Origin of the sequence: Pseudomonas citronellolis, assembly GCF_001586155.1 — a bacterium.
Lineage (GTDB): Bacteria > Pseudomonadota > Gammaproteobacteria > Pseudomonadales > Pseudomonadaceae > Pseudomonas > Pseudomonas citronellolis.
In genome coordinates, this window is the sequence record NZ_CP014158.1 from 24,721 (window position 1) to 41,714 (window position 16,994).

Consider the following 16,994-nt stretch of genomic DNA (forward strand, 5'->3'; position numbering starts at 1 on the left):
AGCGATACCCATCGCCCATTACCACGACGAATGACAATCTCCACGACATCGTCCTAGTACATTCATCGCGACAATTTCCCGCTCATACACTCGGCCCGACTGCATTGTCGGGAGGCCGCCATGGCCCACGAGATCCCCCTGATCGAGCTGTACCGCGCCCGCCAGCGCATCCGCGGCCTGGTGCGGCAGACGCCGCTGGAGCATTCGCCCAGCCTCTCCGCGCTGCTGGGCGCGCCGGTGTACCTGAAGCTGGAGTCGCAGCAGATCACCGGCAGCTTCAAGTTGCGCGGCGCCAGCAACGCCATCGCCCAGTTGGACGACGCCCGGAAGGCCCGCGGGGTGGTCGCCGCCTCCACCGGCAACCATGGCCGCGCCCTCGCCCATGCCGCCCGCGTGCTGGGCGTGCCGGCCACCATCTGCCTGTCGCGCCTGGTGCCGGCGAACAAGGTCGAGGCGATCCGCGCCCTCGGCGCCGAGGTATGCATCGTCGGCAACAGCCAGGACGACGCCCAGGCCGAGGCCGAGCGCATCGCCCGCGAGCAGGGCGCGGCGCTGCTGCCGCCCTTCGACCACCCGCAGATCGTCGCCGGCCAGGGCACCCTGGGCCTGGAAATCCTCGAACAGCTGCCGCAGGTGCGCCAGGTGCTGGTGCCGCTCTCCGGCGGCGGGCTGTTCGGCGGCGTGGCCGTGGCGCTGAAGGCGGCCGATGCGTCGATCCGCCTGCACGGCATCAGCATGCGCCGCGGCGCGGCCATGGCCGCCAGCCTGGAAGCCGGCCAGCCCGTGGAAGTGGAAGAACTGCCGAGCCTCGCCGATTCCCTCGGCGGCGGCATCGGCCTGGACAACCGCTACACCTTCGCCCTCGCCCGCGCCCACTGCGACGAGTTGCACCTGCTCGACGAGCCCGCCATCGCCGCCGGCATCCGCCACGCCTACCGCGAGGAACGCCAGGTGGTGGAAGGCGCCGCGGCGGTGGGCATCGCCGCGCTGCTGGAAGGCCGCATCAGCGCCGAAGGGCCGGTGGTGGTGGTCGTGAGCGGCCGCAACATCGCCATCGAACAACACCAACGCATCATCGAGGAAGACCTGCATGGCTGACGTCACCCTGCTCAGCGAAGCCGACTTGCGCGCCTGCGTGGCGCTGGACACTGAAAGCCTCGACGCCGTCGAGCAGGCCTTCCGCCTGCTGGCCACGGCGGCGGTGGCGATGCCGCCGATCCTGCGCCTGGACATCCCCGAGCACAACGGCGAGGTGGACGTGAAGACCGCCTACCTGCCGGGCCTGCCGCGCTTCGCCATCAAGGTCAGCCCGGGCTTCTTCGACAACCCGAAGCTCGGCCTGCCCAGCCTCAACGGCATGATGATGCTGCTGTCCGCGCACACCGGCCTGCTCGACGCCCTGCTGCTGGACAACGGCTACCTCACCGCCGTGCGTACCGCCTGCGCCGGCGCCGTGGCCGCCAAGTGGCTGGCCCGCGAGGACGCCCGCCGGGTGGCCATCCTCGGCGCCGGCGAGCAGGCGCGCCTGCAGCTCAAGGCGCTGTGCCTGGTGCGGCCGATCGAGGGCGCCAGCCTCTGGGCCCGCGACGCGGCCAAGGCGCGCCAGTGCGCCGCCGAGCTGAGCACCGCCCTGGGCATCCCGGTGGTCGCCTGTTCCAGCGTTGACGAAGCCCTGGAAGGCGCGGACATCGCCATCACCACCACGCCCAGCCGCGAGCCGCTGATCCGGAAGCGCCACCTGCGCCCGGGCCTGCACATCACCGCCATGGGCTCGGACGCAGAGCACAAGAACGAGATCGCCGCCGACGCGCTGGCGGCGCTGGACTGCTACGTCGCCGACCGCCTGAGCCAGACCCGCGTGCTCGGCGAACTGCACCACGCCATCGAAGCCGGGCTGGTGGAGGCGGGCGCCGACTTCGCCGAACTCGGCCAGGTCATCGCCGGCCGGCGCCCGGGCCGGCGCAGCGCCCGGGACGTGACCCTCTGCGACCTCACCGGCACCGGCGCCCAGGACACCGCCATCGCCGGCCTGGCCTTCCAGCGCGCGCAGCGCATGGGCAAGGGGTTCCGCTTCAGCAGTTGAAGAGCACCCTAACCCTCTCCCGCAAGCGGGAGAGGGGACCCTTCGGTGCAGGATGAAGCCGTGGCGTCAGCCGGCTCGGACTGCCCCCTCTCCCCCCGGGGAGGGCTGGGGTGAGGGGGAAACACAGGCACGGGCTCTCCGGAGAGGGCCCGACAATGACTTCACCCGGAGGATTTCCGCATGCCCGAAATCGTCGTCAACCTCCCCTTCGCGCGGGAGGAATACGCCCAGCGCCTGGCCAAGGTCCGCGCCAGCATGCAGCAGCGCGGCATCGAGCTGCTGCTGGTCAGCGACCCGTCGAACATGGCCTGGCTCACCGGCTACGATGGCTGGTCCTTCTACGTGCACCAGTGCGTGCTGCTGGCGCTGGACGGCGAGCCGGTGTGGTTCGGCCGCGGCCAGGACGCCAACGGCGCGCGGCGCACCGTGTTCATGCAGGCCGACAACATCGTCGGCTACCCCGACCACTACGTGCAGTCCACCGAGCGCCACCCGATGGACTACCTGGCCCGCGAGGTCATCGCCGCGCGGGGTTGGGAAGCGCTGGCCATCGGCGTGGAGATGGACAACTACTACTTCAGCGCCGCCGCCTTCCGCTCGCTGCAGGCCCACCTGCCGCAGGCGCGCTTCGTCGACGCCACCGCGCTGGTCAACTGGCAGCGCGCGGTGAAATCCCCGCGCGAGATCGAATACATGCGCATCGCCGCGCGCATCGTCGAGAAGATGCACGCGCACATCCTCGAACGCATCGAGCCGGGCATGCGCAAGAACGAGCTGGTGGCGGAGATCTACAGCACCGGCATCCTCGGCGCCGACGGCCACGGCGGCGACTACCCGGCCATCGTCCCGCTGCTACCCACCGGCGCCGACGCCAGCGCGCCGCACCTGACCTGGGACGACACGCCCTTCCAGCGCGGCGCCGGCACCTTCTTCGAGATCGCCGGCTGCTACAAGCGCTATCACTGCCCGCTGTCGCGCACCGTCTACCTGGGCAAGCCGCCGCAGCACTTCCTCGACGCGGAAAAGGCCGTGGTCGAAGGCATCGCCGCGGGGCTGGAGGCGGCCAAGCCGGGCAACACCACCGGCGACATCGCCCGCGCCTTCTTCGGCGTGCTGCAGAAGTTCGGCATCCACAAGGACAGCCGCTGCGGCTACCCCATCGGCATCAGCTATCCGCCGGACTGGGGCGAACGCACCATGAGCCTGCGCCCCAGCGACGAGAGCGTGCTGCAGCCGGGCATGACCTTCCACTTCATGCCCGGCCTGTGGATGGACGACTGGGGCCTGGAGATCACCGAAAGCATCCTGATCACCGACGGCGGCGTGCAGACCCTCTGCGACTACCCGCGCCAGTTGTTCGTCAAGGAGTGAGGCCATGAGACAGCCACTGGATAAAGAGCTGCGCGACAACCCCATCGCCGCCAGCGTCGACTTCGAGCGCGACGGCGTGCAGCACGGCTACCTCAAGCTGCCCTACTCCCGCGACGACTCGGCCTGGGGCGCGGTGATGATCCCCGTCTGCGTGGTGAAGAACGGCGCGGGCCCCACCGCGCTGCTCACCGGCGGCAACCACGGCGACGAGTACGAAGGCCCGGTGGCGCTCAGCCGCCTGGCCCAGGAACTGCGCGCCGAGGACATCCGCGGCCGGGTGATCATCGTGCCCTTCATGAACACCCCGGCCTTCCTCGCCGGCAAGCGCACCTCGCCGATCGACGCCGGCAACCTCAACCGCAGCTTCCCCGGCCGCCCGGACGGCACGGTGACGCAGAAGATCGCCGACTACTTCCAGCGCACCCTGCTGCCGCTGGCCGACGTGGTGCTGGACATCCACTCCGGCGGCCGCACCCTCGACTTCCTGCCCTTCGCCGCCTGCCACGTGCTGCCGGACAAGGCCCAGCAGGAAGGCTGCGAGGCGCTGATGCGGGCGTTTTCCGCGCCCTACGCCATGCGCATGCTGGAGCTGGACGCGGTGGGCATGTACGACAGCGCCGCCGAGGAACAGGGCAAGCTGTTCGTCACCACCGAACTGGGCGGCGGCGGCAGCAGCACCGCGCGCAGCGTGGCCATCGCCCGCCGCGGCGTGCGCAACGTGCTGGTGCAGGCCGGCATCCTGCGCGGCGAGGTCGAGCACGCGCCCTCGGTGATGCTCGACATGCCCGACGGCGACTGCTTCGTCGCCAGCGAGCACAACGGCCTGCTGGAGATGTGCCGCGACCTGGGCGAGCGCGTGGAGCGCGGCGAGGTGCTGGCGCGGGTGCACGACCTGCTGCGCACCGGCGCCGCGCCGGTGGAGTACCGCGCCAGGCGCAGCGGCATCCTCGCCGCGCGGCACTTCCCCGGCCTGGTGCAGAGCGGCGACACCCTGGCGGTGGTCGCCGAGGTGCTGGACTGATGCGCGCGCCACGGCGCCGGAGGTGGCGATGACCAAGCTCGACCGCTACGACCTGAAGATCCTGCGCATCCTCGCCGGCGACGGGCGCATCACCAAGTCCAGCCTGGCCGAGGCCATCAACCTCTCGGTCAGCCCGGCCTGGGAGCGCGTGCGCAAGCTGGAGGAGGCCGGCCTGATCAAGGGCTACCGCGCGCAGATCGACTGGCCGGCATTGTTCCGCCAGCAGCAGGTGCTGGTGGAAATCACCCTGGGCCGGCACACGGCCCAGGACATGCGCCGCTTCGAACAGCGCCTGCAGCAGGCGCCGGAAGTGGGCTTCTGCTACGCCACCGGCGGCGGGGTGGACTACATCGCGATGATCCAGGCCCGGGATATCGACCATTACCAGCGCTTCATCGACCAGTTGCTGCTGGAGGACCTGGGGATCGAGCGGTATTTCACCTACATCGTTACCAAGGTGATCAAGACGTTGGATGCGGCGGTGCCGGCGGAGGCGCTGGAAGGCGCCTGATGCCGCGCTGTTTTCTTTTCGTAGGAGCGAGCTTGCTCGCGAACAGGTGCCTACCGGTGGCTTCGGTGTAATGGCTTGGCTCCGCCCCCTCTCCCCAGCCCTCTCCCTGAAGGGAGAGGGGGCTAGTCCGTGCCGAGAGAAGGGATGGTTTCAGCCGGAAACCTTCGGCGTCGCCGGCTGACTCCAGAACATCAGCGTCTGCCCAACGGTCCCCTCTCCCTTCAGGGAGAGGGTTAGGGAGAGGGCGTTCTTGGCCCCCCAGCCAATTCCTCCCGGCAGAACACCATTCGCAAGCAAGCCCGCCCCTACAACACCCCCCACCCCACTGCACAAAAAACACCCAAAAAAACCTGACTCCAAGTTCAATCTCCTATAAAATGCGCCCCGCTCGGCACAGGGCCGGGCATGGGTTCCCTCACCCCATCGACGAAAAAGGATCCAGCATGTCGGCGCTTTCCCCGGCGGCTCGGCGCGGCGCATTGGCCGGCCTGGTCGTCTTCCACCTCCTCGTCATCATCGCCAGCAACTACCTGGTGCAACTGCCCATGACCCTGTTCGGCTGGCAGACCACCTGGGGCGCGTTCAGCTTCCCGTTCATCTTCCTGGCCACCGACCTCACCGTGCGCCTGCTCGGCAAGAGCCCGGCGCGGCGCGTCATCGCCCGGGTGATGCTGCCGGCGCTGCTGGCTTCCTACGGGGTCTCGGTGCTGTTCCAGGACGGCGGCTACCGCGGCTTCGCCGCGCTGGGCGAGTTCAACACCTTCGTCGCGCGCATCGCCCTGGCCAGCTTCCTGGCCTACGTGCTCGGCCAGTTCCTCGACATCCAGGTGTTCGACCGCCTGCGCCGGCTGCGCCAGTGGTGGATCGCCCCGGTGGTGTCGACGCTGTTCGGCAACCTGCTGGACACCTTCGCCTTCTTCTCCATCGCCTTCTGGCGCAGCGACAACCCCTTCATGGCGCAGCACTGGGTGGAGATCGCCACGGTGGACTACGGCGTCAAGCTGGCGGTCATGCTGATCCTCTTCGTGCCGCTCTACGGCGTGCTGCTGCGCGCCATTCTCCAGGGACTGGGCCGGCGCTCCGCCAGCGCCTGCTGAGGCGGGCGAAAAACCCGAAGCCGGCGGCGCATCTGCGGAAAGAATTGCCGCCGCCGCCCCGCCCTTAGGAAAAAACCGCCACGGCGCTCCCCCTAGGATGGTCCCCATGCCACCTGCGAGGAGACGCCGTCATGTCCTACGCCCATCCCCTGCTCTTCAAGTCGCTGTGCTACGTCAACGGCCAGTGGCTGCACAGCGCCAGCGGCGCCAGCATCGCCGTGGAGAACCCGGCCAACCGCGAAATCATCGGCCACGTACCGCTGCTCGAGCGCGAGCAGATAGTCGCCGCGGTGGACGCCGCCGCCGCGGCCTTCCCGGCCTGGCGCAAGCTGTCCCTGGACCGGCGCGCCGCGCCCCTGCTGCGCTGGGCCGAGCTGATCCGCCAGCACCGCGAGGACCTGGCGCAGATCCTTTCCCTGGAACAGGGCAAGCCCCTGGCCGAGGCCCGCGGCGAGATCGACTACGCCGCCAGCTTCATCCCCTGGTTCGCCGAACAGGCCCGTCGCCTGGACGGCCGCAACATCCCCAGCCACATTCCCGGCGCCCACCTGGGCACGGTAATGGAGCCGGTGGGCGTGGCCGTACTGCTGACGCCCTGGAACTTCCCCTCGGCGATGATCACCCGCAAGGCCGCCGCCGCGTTGGCCGCCGGCTGCACCGTGGTGGTCAAGCCGGCCCACGAGACGCCCTACTCGGCCTTCGCCCTGGCCCAGTTGGCCGAGGAGGCCGGGCTGCCCGCCGGCGCCTTCAACGTGGTGCTGGGCGAGCCGCAGACGACCATGGAAACCCTGGTGCGGGACAGCCGCGTGCGCGCAGTGAGCTTCACCGGCTCGACCCGCGTCGGCAAGCTGGTGCTGCAGGCCGCCGCCCAGGACGTGAAGAAGGTGGCGCTGGAGCTGGGCGGCAACGCGCCCTTCATCGTGCTGCCCGACGCCGACCTGGAGCAGGCGGTGAAATTCGCCATCGACGCCAAGTTCCAGACCTCCGGCCAGGACTGCTGCGCGGCCAACCGCCTGCTGGTCGCCCGCGAACTCTACGAGCCCTTCCTCAAGCGCTTCGCCGCCGCCGTGCGCGAACTGCGCGTGGGCGCGGCCAGCGACCCGCGCAGCGACATCGGCCCGCTGATGCACCAGGCGGCCTTCGACGCCACCTGCGAGCGCGTGCGCGACGCCATCGACAGCGGCGCGCGCCTGCTGGCCGGCGGCGAGCCCCATGCCTTGGGCGGCTGGTTCCACCAGCCGACGCTGTTGGCCGACGTCACCCCGGCCATGCGCATCTGGCGCGAGGAGAACTTCGCGCCCATCGCCGGGGTGATGGCCTACGACGACCTGGAGCAGGCCGTCGAACTGGCCAACGATAGCGAATACGGCCTGGCCGCCTACATTTGTGGGCAGCGCCTCGACCAGGTGTGGCCGCTGATGCGCCGCCTGGAATTCGCCATGGTCGCGGTGAACGGCGCCAGGTTCACCGGCCACCCCATCCCCTTCGGCGGCATGAAGGCCTCGGGCCTGGGCCGCGAGGGCGGCAGCGAAGGCTTCGAGCCCTTCGTCGAGACCAAGTACTTCTGCCTGCACCACGGCGCCATCTGAGGAGAACACCGCCATGACCGACTACGCCAAGCTGTTCGAAGAAGACCGTGCGCACTTCATGCACCCCTCCACCCACGCCCACGACCACGCCAGCGGCGCCCTGCCCGGGCGCATCATCACCGGCGCCTCGGGCGTGCGCATCCGCGACCACCAGGGCCGCGAGCTGCTGGACGCCTTCGCCGGGCTGTACTGCGTGAACATCGGCTACGGCCGTACCGAGGTGGCCGACGCCATCCATGAGCAGGCCAAGCAGCTGGCCTACTACCACACCTACGTCGGCCACGCGTCCGAGGCGATCATCGAGCTGTCCGCGCGGATCATCCGAGACTGGGCGCCGGCGGGCATGAAGAAGGTCTACTACGGCCTCTCCGGCTCCGACGCCAACGAAACCCAGGTCAAGCTGGTGCGCTACTACAACAACGTGCTGGGCCGGCCGCAGAAGAAGAAGATCATCTCGCGCCAGCGCGGCTACCACGGCTCGGGCATCGTCACCGGCAGCCTCACCGGCCTGGCCAGCTTCCACCAGCACTTCGACCTGCCGGTGGAAGGCGTCAGGCACACCCTCTGCCCGCACTTCTACAAGGCCCCAGCGGGCATGGACGAGGCGGCCTTCGTGCGCCACTGCGCCCAGGAGCTGGAGAACCTGATCCTCGCCGAGGGCCCGGACACCGTGGCGGCCTTCATCGGCGAGCCGGTGATGGGCACCGGCGGCATCATCGTCCCGCCCAAGGGCTACTGGGAGGCGATCCAGGCGGTGCTGGCGAAGTACGACGTGCTGCTGATCGCCGACGAGGTGGTCTGCGCCTTCGGCCGCCTCGGCGACAAGATGGGCAGCCAGCGCCATGCCATGCGCCCGGACCTGATCACCACCGCCAAGGGCCTGACCAGCGCCTACGCGCCGCTGTCCGCGGTGATCGTCGGCGAAAAGGTCTGGGACGTGATCGACAGCGCCTCCACCCGCGAAGGCGCCATGGGCCACGGCTGGACCTACTCCGGCCACCCGATCTGCGCGGCGGCGGCGCTGGCCAACCTGGACATCCTTGAGCGCGAGAACATCACCGCCAACGCGGCGGACGTCGGCGGCTATCTCAACCAGCAGCTGCGCCAGGCCTTCGAGGGCCACCCGCTGGTGGGCGAGGTGCGCGGCGACGGCATGCTGGCGGCGCTGGAGTTCATGGCCGACCGCGAGGCGCGCACGCCCTTCGACCCGGCGCTGAAGGTGGGCCCGAAGGTCTCGGCGGCGTGCCTGGAGCGCGGCATGATCGCCCGCGCCATGCCCCACGGCGACATCCTCGGCTTCGCCCCGCCGCTGGTACTGAGCCGCGCCGAGGCGGACGAGGTGGTGGGCATAGCCAAGGCCGCGGTGGACGCGGTGGCGGCGGAGGTGCTTTGAGGCCATGGCAATGGCGTACAACCGCGAACGGTTGTACGCCCTACGCCCAGGCGCTCTTCGTAGGATGGGTTGAGCTTGCGAAACCCATCGGGCCGGGGTGATGGGTATCGCTTCGCTCAACCCATCCTACGATGGCGTTTCGTCTGCACCTGTAGGAGCGCGCCCTGCGCGCGAATCGCGGGCAGGGCCCGCTCCTACAAGGTGTCGCGGATTCAGCCGCCCTTGGCCTTGTCCAGCTTGCGCAGGAACACGGTCATTTCCTTCTCCGCCTGCTTGTCGCCATGGGCCTGGGCCGCGGCCAGGCCGTCGGTCCAGGCGGCGCGGGCGCCGTCCAGGTCACCCTGGGCCTGCAGGGCCTTGCCCAGTAGCTTCCAGGCGGCGGAATACTTCGGGTCCTGCTCCACGCAGCGGCGCAGGTGTTCGGCGGCCTTCGCCGCATCGCCGGCGTCCAGGTAGCCCTTGCCCAGGCCGAAGCGCAGCAGCGGGTTGTCCATGCCTTTGGCGAGGAGTTTTTCGAGGGATTGAGGATCGGTCATAGGGCTGGGGGCTGGGGGCTGGAAGCTGGAAGCTGGAAGCTGGAAGCTGGAAGCGAACAGCATGCGGTGCCGTCGTGGTATGTCAAGCTCTTGCCTACAGCCTACAGCCTACAGCCTACAGCCTACAGCCTACAGCCTAGAAGAACGTCAACCCGGCCTGGAACAGCCGCTCGACGTCACGGATTCGCTTCTTGTCGACCACGAAGAGGATCACGTGGTCGCCGGATTCCACCACGGTGTCGCCGTGGGCGATCAGCACTTCCTCGTCGCGGATCACCGCGCCTATGGTGGTGCCCGGCGGCAGGTGCACCTCGCCGATGCGCTTGCCGATCACCTTGCTCGACTTGGCGTCGCCGTGGGCCACCACCTCGATGGCCTCGGCCGCGCCGCGGCGCAGCGAGTGCACGCTCTCGATGTCGCCGCGGCGCACGTGGGTCAGCAGGGTGCCGATGGTGGCCAGCTGCGGGCTGATGGCGATGTCGATCTCGCCGCCCTGCACCAGGTCGACGTAGGCCGGGTTGTTGATCAGCGTCATCACCTTGCGCGCGCCCAGGCGCTTGGCCAGCAGCGAGGACATGATGTTGGCCTCGTCGTCGTTGGTCAGGGCCAGGAACAGGTCGGTCTCGTTGATGTTCTCTTCCAGCAGCAGGTCGCGGTCCGAGGCGCTGCCCTGCAGGACGATGGTGCTGTCGAGGTTGTCCGACAGGTGTCGGCAGCGCGCCGGGTTCATCTCGATGATCTTCACCTGGTAGCGGTTCTCGATGGCCTCGGCCAGGCGCTCGCCGATGTTGCCGCCGCCGGCGATGATGATCCGCTTGTAGTTCTCCTCCAGCCGGCGCATCTCGCCCATCACCGCGCGGATGTGGGCCTTGGCGGCGATGAAGAACACCTCGTCGTCGGCCTCGATGACGGTGTCGCCTTGGGGGATGATCGGCCGGTTGCGCCGGTAGATCGCCGCCACGCGGGTGTCCGCGTTGGGCATGTGCTCGCGCAGCTGACGCAGCTCCTGGCCCACCAGCGGGCCGCCGTAGTGGGCCTTGATGCCCACCAGCTGGGCCTTGCCCTCGGCGAAGTCGATCACCTGCAAGGAGCCGGGGTATTCCACCAGGCGCTTGATGTAGTTGGTCACCACCTGCTCGGGGCTGATCAGCACGTCCACCGGGATGGCCTCGTTGTCGAACAGGCCGGTGCGCGTCAGGTAGGCCGCCTCGCGCACCCGGGCGATGCGCGTCGGCGTGTTGAACAGGGTGTAGGCCACCTGGCAGGCGACCATGTTCACCTCGTCGCTGTTGGTCACCGCCACCAGCATGTCGGCGTCGTCGGCGCCGGCCTGGCGCAGCACCGTGGGGAACGAGGCCTTGCCGTGCACGGTGCGGATGTCCAGGCGGTCGTTGAGGTCGCGCAGGCGCTGGGCGTCGGTGTCGACCACGGTGATGTCGTTGGCTTCGCTGGCCAGGTGCTCGGCCAGGGTGCCGCCGACCTGGCCGGCGCCGAGGATGATGATCTTCATGGGGTCGCGCTCGTCCGTGCAGTGCTAGCGGGCTGAGATCTTGATGAGCTTGGCATAGTAGAAACCGTCGTGCCCGCCCTCTTGCGGCAACAGCTGGCGCCCGTGGGCCTGCTTAAGGCCCCAGGGCCCGGCCAGGTCCAGCTCGCGGGCGCCGGGGGTGCGGGCGAGGAAGGCGGCGATGGACTCGCGGTTCTCCTGGGGCATCACCGAGCAGGTGGCGTAGAGCAGGATGCCGCCCACCTCCAGGGTCGGCCACAGCGCGTCGAGCAGCTCGCCCTGCAACTGCGCCAGGGCCGGGATGTCCTCGGCGGCGCGGGTCAGCTTGATGTCCGGGTGCCGGCGGATCACCCCGGTGGCCGAGCAGGGCGCGTCCAGCAGGATGCGCTGGAACGGTTTGCCGTCCCACCAGGCGACGGTATCGCGTCCATCAGCGGCGACCAGAGTGGCATCTAGCCGCAGGCGCTGCAGATTTTCCCGTACGCGCACCAGGCGGCTTTCTTCCAGGTCCACGCCCAGCACGCCGGCCAGGCCCGGTTCGGCCTCCAGCAGGTGGCAGGTCTTGCCGCCGGGGGCGCAGCAGGCGTCGAGCACGCGCTGGCCGGGAGCCAGTTCCAGCAGGTCGGCGGCCAGTTGCGCGGCCTCGTCCTGCACGCTCACGCGGCCTTCGGCGAAGCCCGGCAGCTCGCGCACGTCGCAGGGCTGGGCCAGTTGGATGCCGTCGCGGCTGTAGGCGCAGGGCGTGGCCTCGATGCCGGCGGCCTGCAGCTCGGCCAGGTAGGCGTCACGGCTGCCCTGGCGGCGGTTCACCCGCAGGGTCATCGGCGGGTGGGCGTTGTTCGCCGCGCACATGGCTTCGAACTGCTCCGGCCAGGCCTGTTTCAGCGCCTTCTGCAGCCAGCGCGGGTGGGCCAGGCGCGCGGCCGGGTCGCGGTCGACGTCGGCCAGCAGCACCTCGCCCTCGCGCTGGGCGCGGCGCAGCACGGCGTTGAGCAGGCCCTTGGCCCAGGATTTCTTCAGCTTGTCGGCGCAGCCGACGGTCTCGCCGATGGCCGCGTGGGGCGGAATGCGGGTGTAGAGCAACTGGTACAGGCCGACCAGCAGCAGCGCCTCGACGTCGCGGTCGCCGGCCTTGAACGGCTTCTGCAGCAGGCGCGCGGCCAGGGCTGCCAGGCGTGGCTGCCAGCGCGCGGCGCCGAAGGCCAGTTCCTGGGTCAGACCGCGGTCGCGCGGGGCGACCAGCTCCAGCTGCGGCGGCAGCGAGCCGCCCAGCGAGGCGCGGCCGGTTAGCACGGCGGCCAGGGCGCGGGCCGCGGCGAGGCGCGGGCTGAGGCTCATTGGCCGAGCACCAGGCCGCTGGCGAACTGCTCGCGGCGGCTGTTGAACAGGTCGGCGAAGGCCAGCGGCTTGCCGCCGGGCAGCTGCACGCGGGTCAGCAGCAGGCTGCCTTCGCCGCAGCCGACCAGCAGGCCGTCACGGCTGGCGCCGAGGATTTTCCCCGGCTCGCCCCTGCCCTCGCCCAGGCGCGCGGCCCAGACCTTCAGCGGCTCGCCGTTCAGGGTGGTGTGGCACACCGGCCAGGGGTCGAAGGCGCGCACGGCGCGCTCCAGTTCCACGGCCGGGCGGCTCCAGTCGAGTTTCGCCTCGTCCTTGCTGAGCTTGCGCGCGTAGGTGGCCAGGGCGTCGTCCTGCACCTCGCCCTTGAGCGTACCGGCGGCCAGGCCGGCGATGGCCTCGACCACCGCCGGCGGGCCCAGGCGCGCCAGGCGGTCGTGCAGGCTGCCGCCGGTGTCCTCGGGACTGATCGGGGTGACGACCTTGAGCAGCATCGGCCCGGTGTCCAGGCCCGCTTCCATCTGCATCACGGTTACGCCGCTTTCCGCATCGCCAGCCTGCACGGCGCGCTGGATGGGCGCGGCACCGCGCCAGCGCGGCAGCAGCGAGGCATGGCTGTTGATGCAGCCCAGGCGCGGGATGTCCAGCACCGCCTGGGGCAGGATCAGGCCGTAGGCGACCACCACCATCAGGTCCGGCTGCAGAGCCGCCAGTTCGGCCTGGGCTTCGGGTGCGCGCAGGGTCGGCGGCTGCAGCACCGACAGGCCATGCTGCGCGGCGAGCTGCTTGACCGGGCTGGGCATCAGCTTCTGGCCGCGGCCGGCCGGGCGGTCCGGCTGGGTGTAGACGGCGACGATCTGGTGCGGGGTATCGAGCAGGGCCTTGAGGTGCTCGGCGGCGAATTCCGGGGTCCCGGCGAAGACGATGCGCAATGCTTGGCTCATGCGTAGGCTCGCTTAAAGAAAAAAGGCTTGCCGGGGCAAGCCTTTGGGGAGGAGGGTGTCAGGCGCGCTGGCGGTGCTGCTTTTCCAGCTTCTTCTTGATCCGGTCGCGCTTGAGGTTGGACAGGTAGTCGACGAACAGCTTGCCGTTCAGGTGGTCGCACTCATGCTGGATGCACACCGCCAGCAGGCCTTCGGCGATTTCCTCGAAGGCCTTGCCGTCGCGGTCCAGCGCCTTGACGCGCACCCGCAGCGGGCGGTCGACGTTCTCGTAGAAGCCGGGCACCGACAGGCAACCCTCCTGGTATTCGCCCATCTCTTGCGTGAGCGGCTCCAGTTCCGGGTTGATGAACACGCGCGGCTCGGACTTGTCCTCGGACAGGTCCATCACCACCACGCGCTTGTGTACGTTCACCTGGGTGGCGGCCAGGCCGATGCCGGGCGCCTCGTACATGGTTTCGAACATGTCGTCGACCAGTTGGCGCACGCTATCGTCGACCACCTCGACAGGCTTGGCGATCGTGCGCAGGCGCGGATCGGGGAATTCGAGGATGTTCAGAATGGCCATATGCGTTTGTGATGCACTTGTGGAATAAAGTAAAAATCGGCTGCTAATATGCCGAGCAGCATCGAAAAACCCTGGAAGGCCCGGTAGGGGCGGCTTTCCAGCGTTTCATGTGTATACATAATAAAGGGATTCACCGCATGAGGAAAACACTACTCGCCGTGCTGCTGCTGGCGGCAGGAAGCATGGCGCAGGGTGCCGTGGAACTCAGGGACGGCCACCCGGACCGCTATACGGTGGTCAAGGGCGACACCCTCTGGGACATCTCCGGCAAGTTCCTGAGCAAGCCCTGGAAGTGGCCGGAGATCTGGCAGGTGAATCCGCAGATTCGCAACCCGCACCTGATCTACCCCGGCGACGTCCTCAGCCTGGTGTACATCGACGGCCAGCCGCGCCTGGTGCTCAACCGCGGCGCCTCCCACGGCACCATCAAGCTGTCGCCCAAGGTGCGCAGCACGCCGATGGCCGAGGCGGTGCCGACCATCCCGCTGGACAAGATCAACGCCTTCCTGCTGTCCAACCGCATCGTCGACAGCGAGGGTGACTTCAGCAACGCCCCCTACATGGTCGCCGGCGATGCCGAGCGCGTGGTCAGCGGCGCCGGCGACCGCGCCTACGCCCGCGGCGACTCCCTGGCCGAGGAAAGCAGCTACGGCATCTTCCGCCAGGGCAAGATCTACTCCGACCCGGACACCAAGGAAGTCCTCGGCGTCGACGCCATGGACGTCGGCAGCGCCCGGGTGATCGCCAAGGAAGACGACATCGCCACCCTCAACCTGACGCGCACTACCCAGGAAGTGCGGCCGGGCGACCGCCTGTTCCCCACCGAGGAACGCGCGGTGACCTCGATCTTCATGCCCAGCGAGCCGAAGACGCCGATCAAGGGCAGCATCATCGACGTGCCGCGTGGCGTCACCCAGATCGGCAAGTACGACGTGGTGACCATCGACAAGGGCAGTCGCGATGGCCTGGAGGAAGGCAACGTGCTGGCCATCTACAAGCTCGGCGAGACGGTGCGCGACCGCGTCAGCGGTGATCTGGTGAAGATCCCCGACGAGCGCTCCGGGCTGGTGATGATCTTCCGTACCTACAACCGTCTCAGCTACGGCCTGGTGCTTACCGCCAACCGTTCGCTGGAAGTGCAGGACAAGGTGCGCAATCCCTGATCGGCGTGCCTGTGTGAAGAACCCCGCCACGGCGGGGTTCTTCGTTTCTGCCGGCCGTATCTTCCGAAGCGTCCGGCAGGCGTCAGCCGGCGGACGCGGCATAGTCGGGGTTCCCGCCAACGCGCCAAGGACTGCCGCCATGCCCCGCCAACTCTCCCCCGCCGAACTGGAAGCCCGCCTGCGCCTGCACGCCCTGCCCGAACTGGGGCCGCGGCGCTTCGCCGCCCTGCTGGCAGCCTTCGGCAGCGCCTCCGCCGCCCTCAGCGCGCCCGCCGCGGCCTGGCGTTCCCTCGGGCTGCCGGCGGCCAGCGCCGAGGCGCGGCGCAGCGAAACGACACGCCAGGCAGCGGCCGAGGCTCTGCGCTGGCTGGAAGGGCCCGAGCGGCACCTGCTGATGTGGGACGCCGAGGACTACCCCGCGCTGCTGGCGGAGCTGAGCGATGCGCCGCCGCTGCTGTTCGTCGAGGGCGCCCGTTCGGCCCTGGGCCGGCCGCAGCTGGCGGTGGTCGGCAGCCGGCGCGCCAGCCGCCCGGGGCTGGACACCGCCCGCGCCTTCGCCCGCAGCCTGGCCGGGGGCGGCTTCGCCATCACCAGCGGGCTGGCTTTGGGCATCGACGGCGCCGCCCACGAAGGCGCGTTGGAGGCCGGTGGCGTCACCCTGGCGGTGCTCGGCACTGGCCTGCAATGCCTGTACCCGCGTCGGCACCTGGGGCTGGCGCGGCGCATCGTCGAGGGCGGCGGCGCGCTGCTGTCCGAACTGCCGCTGGACTGCCCGCCGCGGCCGGACAACTTCCCGCGGCGCAACCGCATCATCAGCGGCCTGTCCCTGGGTGTGCTGGTGGTGGAGGCCAGCCCGGCCAGCGGCTCGCTGATCACCGCGCGGCTGGCCGCCGAGCAGGGCCGCGAGGTCTATGCCATTCCCGGTTCCATCCACCATCCCGGCGCACGCGGCTGCCACGAGCTGATCCGCCAGGGCGCCACCCTGGTGGAGCGCATCGACGACATCCTCGAAGGCCTGAGCGGCTGGACCGCCGAAGCACCCGCCAGCGAACCGGCCCCGCTGCCACAGGCGCACCCATTGCTGGACCTGCTGCGCGCCGCCCCGCAGGGCAGCGAGGCGCTGGCCGCCGGCAGTGGCTGGGCGCTGCCGCAGGTGCTGGCGGCGCTGACCGAGCTGGAACTGGAGGGCAAGGTGGCCTGCGAGGCCGGCGTCTGGGTGCATCGCGGCGGCTGAGCACGTAAACTGCCGCGCAATCGTTATTTCCCCGGAGTTTGCCGATGATCAGCAGCTGGCGTGTGCAGCGTGTGGCCAGGATAGTGCGCGAGGGCGGCGTCATCGCCTACCCGACCGAAGCCGTCTGGGGCCTGGGCTGCGACCCCTGGAACGAGGATGCCGTCTACCGCCTGCTGGCCATCAAGGCGCGGCCGGTGGAGAAGGGCCTGATCCTGGTGGCCGACAACATCCGCCAGTTCGACTTCCTGCTCGCCGACCTGCCGCAGGAATGGCAGGACCGCCTGGGCGCCACCTGGCCGGGCCCGAACACCTGGCTGGTGCCGCACCAGGGGCGCCTGCCGGAGTGGATCACCGGCCAGCACGACAGCGTGGCCCTGCGCGTCAGCGAACACCCGCTGGTGCGCGAACTCTGCACGCTGACCGGCCCGCTGGTCTCCACCTCGGCCAACCCCGCCGGGCGCCCGGCGGCGCGCTCGCGGCTGCGGGTGGAGCAGTACTTCCGCGGCGAGCTGGACGGCGTGCTCGACGGCAAGCTCGGCGGCCGGCGCAACCCCAGCGTGATCCGCGACCTGGTCAGCGGCCGGACCGTGCGCCCGGCCTGAGGGCGGGATGTGTGGTATGGGTGGGAAATTCGGCGCTGGCTGT

The 16,994-nt window shown here is 69.7% G+C and carries 16 protein-coding genes; 11 read left to right on the forward strand and 5 right to left on the reverse strand.

Annotated features, from left to right (window positions below; translation table 11 throughout):
• Positions 1-120: 120 nt before the first annotated feature.
• From eutB to PcP3B5_RS00145, 8 genes are all read left to right on the forward strand, one after another.
• Positions 121-1,098 (forward strand): hydroxyectoine utilization dehydratase EutB, encoded by a 978-nt coding sequence (eutB, locus tag PcP3B5_RS00110; protein WP_061560275.1) that lies wholly within the window; start codon positions 121-123, stop codon positions 1,096-1,098.
• A complete protein-coding gene (locus tag PcP3B5_RS00115) occupies positions 1,091-2,083 on the forward strand; it encodes a cyclodeaminase (RefSeq protein WP_061560276.1) in 993 nt (330 codons plus the stop codon). The genes eutB and PcP3B5_RS00115 overlap by 8 nt, the downstream gene beginning before the upstream one ends.
• A gap of 180 nt (positions 2,084-2,263) precedes the next feature.
• Positions 2,264-3,454 carry an ectoine hydrolase DoeA gene (gene doeA, locus PcP3B5_RS00120; RefSeq protein ID WP_043313912.1) on the forward strand — a complete coding sequence of 397 codons (1,191 nt, stop codon included), beginning with the start codon at positions 2,264-2,266 and terminating at the stop codon, positions 3,452-3,454.
• Between the two features lie 4 nt (positions 3,455-3,458).
• Positions 3,459-4,475: a N(2)-acetyl-L-2,4-diaminobutanoate deacetylase DoeB gene (gene doeB, locus PcP3B5_RS00125; protein WP_061560277.1), complete on the forward strand. Its 1,017-nt coding sequence runs from the start codon at positions 3,459-3,461 to the stop codon at positions 4,473-4,475.
• Between the two features lie 28 nt (positions 4,476-4,503).
• Positions 4,504-4,986, forward strand: a complete 483-nt coding sequence (locus tag PcP3B5_RS00130; RefSeq protein ID WP_009614475.1) for an Lrp/AsnC family transcriptional regulator — start codon at positions 4,504-4,506, stop codon at positions 4,984-4,986.
• Between the two features lie 443 nt (positions 4,987-5,429).
• The gene (locus PcP3B5_RS00135) at positions 5,430-6,083 is read left to right on the forward strand and encodes a 7-cyano-7-deazaguanine/7-aminomethyl-7-deazaguanine transporter (RefSeq protein WP_009614477.1); all 654 of its coding nucleotides are present in this window, start codon (positions 5,430-5,432) and stop codon (positions 6,081-6,083) included.
• A gap of 131 nt (positions 6,084-6,214) precedes the next feature.
• Positions 6,215-7,672: an NAD-dependent succinate-semialdehyde dehydrogenase gene (locus PcP3B5_RS00140; protein ID WP_061560278.1), complete on the forward strand. Its 1,458-nt coding sequence runs from the start codon at positions 6,215-6,217 to the stop codon at positions 7,670-7,672.
• 13 nt (positions 7,673-7,685) lie between these two features.
• A complete protein-coding gene (locus PcP3B5_RS00145; protein ID WP_061560279.1) occupies positions 7,686-9,065 on the forward strand; it encodes an aspartate aminotransferase family protein in 1,380 nt (459 codons plus the stop codon).
• A 212-nt stretch (positions 9,066-9,277) separates the two neighbouring features.
• Here PcP3B5_RS00145 and PcP3B5_RS00150 read toward each other — a convergent pair whose 3' ends face one another.
• The 5 genes from PcP3B5_RS00150 to def all read right to left on the reverse strand — a co-directional run bounded on the left by PcP3B5_RS00150 (position 9,278) and on the right by def (position 13,952).
• Positions 9,278-9,601 carry a tetratricopeptide repeat protein gene (locus tag PcP3B5_RS00150; protein ID WP_061563181.1) on the reverse strand — a complete coding sequence of 108 codons (324 nt, stop codon included), beginning with the start codon at positions 9,599-9,601 and terminating at the stop codon, positions 9,278-9,280.
• Between the two features lie 136 nt (positions 9,602-9,737).
• Positions 9,738-11,111: a Trk system potassium transporter TrkA gene (gene trkA, locus PcP3B5_RS00155; protein WP_009614484.1), complete on the reverse strand. Its 1,374-nt coding sequence runs from the start codon at positions 11,109-11,111 to the stop codon at positions 9,738-9,740.
• A 24-nt stretch (positions 11,112-11,135) separates the two neighbouring features.
• Positions 11,136-12,446 (reverse strand): 16S rRNA (cytosine(967)-C(5))-methyltransferase RsmB, encoded by a 1,311-nt coding sequence (gene rsmB, locus PcP3B5_RS00160; RefSeq protein WP_061560280.1) that lies wholly within the window; start codon positions 12,444-12,446, stop codon positions 11,136-11,138.
• Positions 12,443-13,387 carry a methionyl-tRNA formyltransferase gene (gene fmt / locus PcP3B5_RS00165; protein WP_061560281.1) on the reverse strand — a complete coding sequence of 315 codons (945 nt, stop codon included), beginning with the start codon at positions 13,385-13,387 and terminating at the stop codon, positions 12,443-12,445. Before fmt ends, rsmB begins: the two co-directional genes overlap by 4 nt.
• A 58-nt stretch (positions 13,388-13,445) precedes the next feature.
• The gene (gene def, locus PcP3B5_RS00170; protein ID WP_009614487.1) at positions 13,446-13,952 is read right to left on the reverse strand and encodes a peptide deformylase; all 507 of its coding nucleotides are present in this window, start codon (positions 13,950-13,952) and stop codon (positions 13,446-13,448) included.
• Between the two features lie 137 nt (positions 13,953-14,089).
• Between def and PcP3B5_RS00175 the strand changes: the two genes are divergently transcribed.
• The 3 genes from PcP3B5_RS00175 (at position 14,090) to tsaC (ending at position 16,951) form a co-directional block, all read left to right on the forward strand.
• The gene (locus PcP3B5_RS00175; RefSeq protein ID WP_058487930.1) at positions 14,090-15,115 is read left to right on the forward strand and encodes a LysM peptidoglycan-binding domain-containing protein; all 1,026 of its coding nucleotides are present in this window, start codon (positions 14,090-14,092) and stop codon (positions 15,113-15,115) included.
• 139 nt (positions 15,116-15,254) lie between these two features.
• On the forward strand, positions 15,255-16,349 hold the full coding sequence (dprA, locus tag PcP3B5_RS00180; protein ID WP_061560282.1) for a DNA-processing protein DprA: 1,095 nt from the start codon (positions 15,255-15,257) through the stop codon (positions 16,347-16,349).
• A gap of 44 nt (positions 16,350-16,393) precedes the next feature.
• Entirely contained in the window at positions 16,394-16,951 is a 558-nt protein-coding gene (gene tsaC, locus PcP3B5_RS00185; protein ID WP_061560283.1) for an L-threonylcarbamoyladenylate synthase type 1 TsaC, read from the forward strand.
• The last annotated feature ends 43 nt before the right edge of the window (positions 16,952-16,994 follow it).

Bases quoted from the DNA above. Each gene is read 5' to 3' on its own strand.
- eutB (WP_061560275.1), top strand. From the start codon at position 121: ATGGCCCACGAGATCCCCCTGATCGAGCTGTACCGCGCCCGCCAGCGC.
- PcP3B5_RS00115 (WP_061560276.1), top strand. From the start codon at position 1,091: ATGGCTGACGTCACCCTGCTCAGCGAAGCCGACTTGCGCGCCTGCGTG.
- doeA (WP_043313912.1), top strand. From the start codon at position 2,264: ATGCCCGAAATCGTCGTCAACCTCCCCTTCGCGCGGGAGGAATACGCC.
- doeB (WP_061560277.1), top strand. From the start codon at position 3,459: ATGAGACAGCCACTGGATAAAGAGCTGCGCGACAACCCCATCGCCGCC.
- PcP3B5_RS00130 (WP_009614475.1), top strand. From the start codon at position 4,504: ATGACCAAGCTCGACCGCTACGACCTGAAGATCCTGCGCATCCTCGCC.
- PcP3B5_RS00135 (WP_009614477.1), top strand. From the start codon at position 5,430: ATGTCGGCGCTTTCCCCGGCGGCTCGGCGCGGCGCATTGGCCGGCCTG.
- PcP3B5_RS00140 (WP_061560278.1), top strand. From the start codon at position 6,215: ATGTCCTACGCCCATCCCCTGCTCTTCAAGTCGCTGTGCTACGTCAAC.
- PcP3B5_RS00145 (WP_061560279.1), top strand. From the start codon at position 7,686: ATGACCGACTACGCCAAGCTGTTCGAAGAAGACCGTGCGCACTTCATG.
- PcP3B5_RS00150 (WP_061563181.1), bottom strand. From the start codon at position 9,601: ATGACCGATCCTCAATCCCTCGAAAAACTCCTCGCCAAAGGCATGGAC.
- trkA (WP_009614484.1), bottom strand. From the start codon at position 11,111: ATGAAGATCATCATCCTCGGCGCCGGCCAGGTCGGCGGCACCCTGGCC.
- rsmB (WP_061560280.1), bottom strand. From the start codon at position 12,446: ATGAGCCTCAGCCCGCGCCTCGCCGCGGCCCGCGCCCTGGCCGCCGTG.
- fmt (WP_061560281.1), bottom strand. From the start codon at position 13,387: ATGAGCCAAGCATTGCGCATCGTCTTCGCCGGGACCCCGGAATTCGCC.
- def (WP_009614487.1), bottom strand. From the start codon at position 13,952: ATGGCCATTCTGAACATCCTCGAATTCCCCGATCCGCGCCTGCGCACG.
- PcP3B5_RS00175 (WP_058487930.1), top strand. From the start codon at position 14,090: ATGAGGAAAACACTACTCGCCGTGCTGCTGCTGGCGGCAGGAAGCATG.
- dprA (WP_061560282.1), top strand. From the start codon at position 15,255: ATGCCCCGCCAACTCTCCCCCGCCGAACTGGAAGCCCGCCTGCGCCTG.
- tsaC (WP_061560283.1), top strand. From the start codon at position 16,394: ATGATCAGCAGCTGGCGTGTGCAGCGTGTGGCCAGGATAGTGCGCGAG.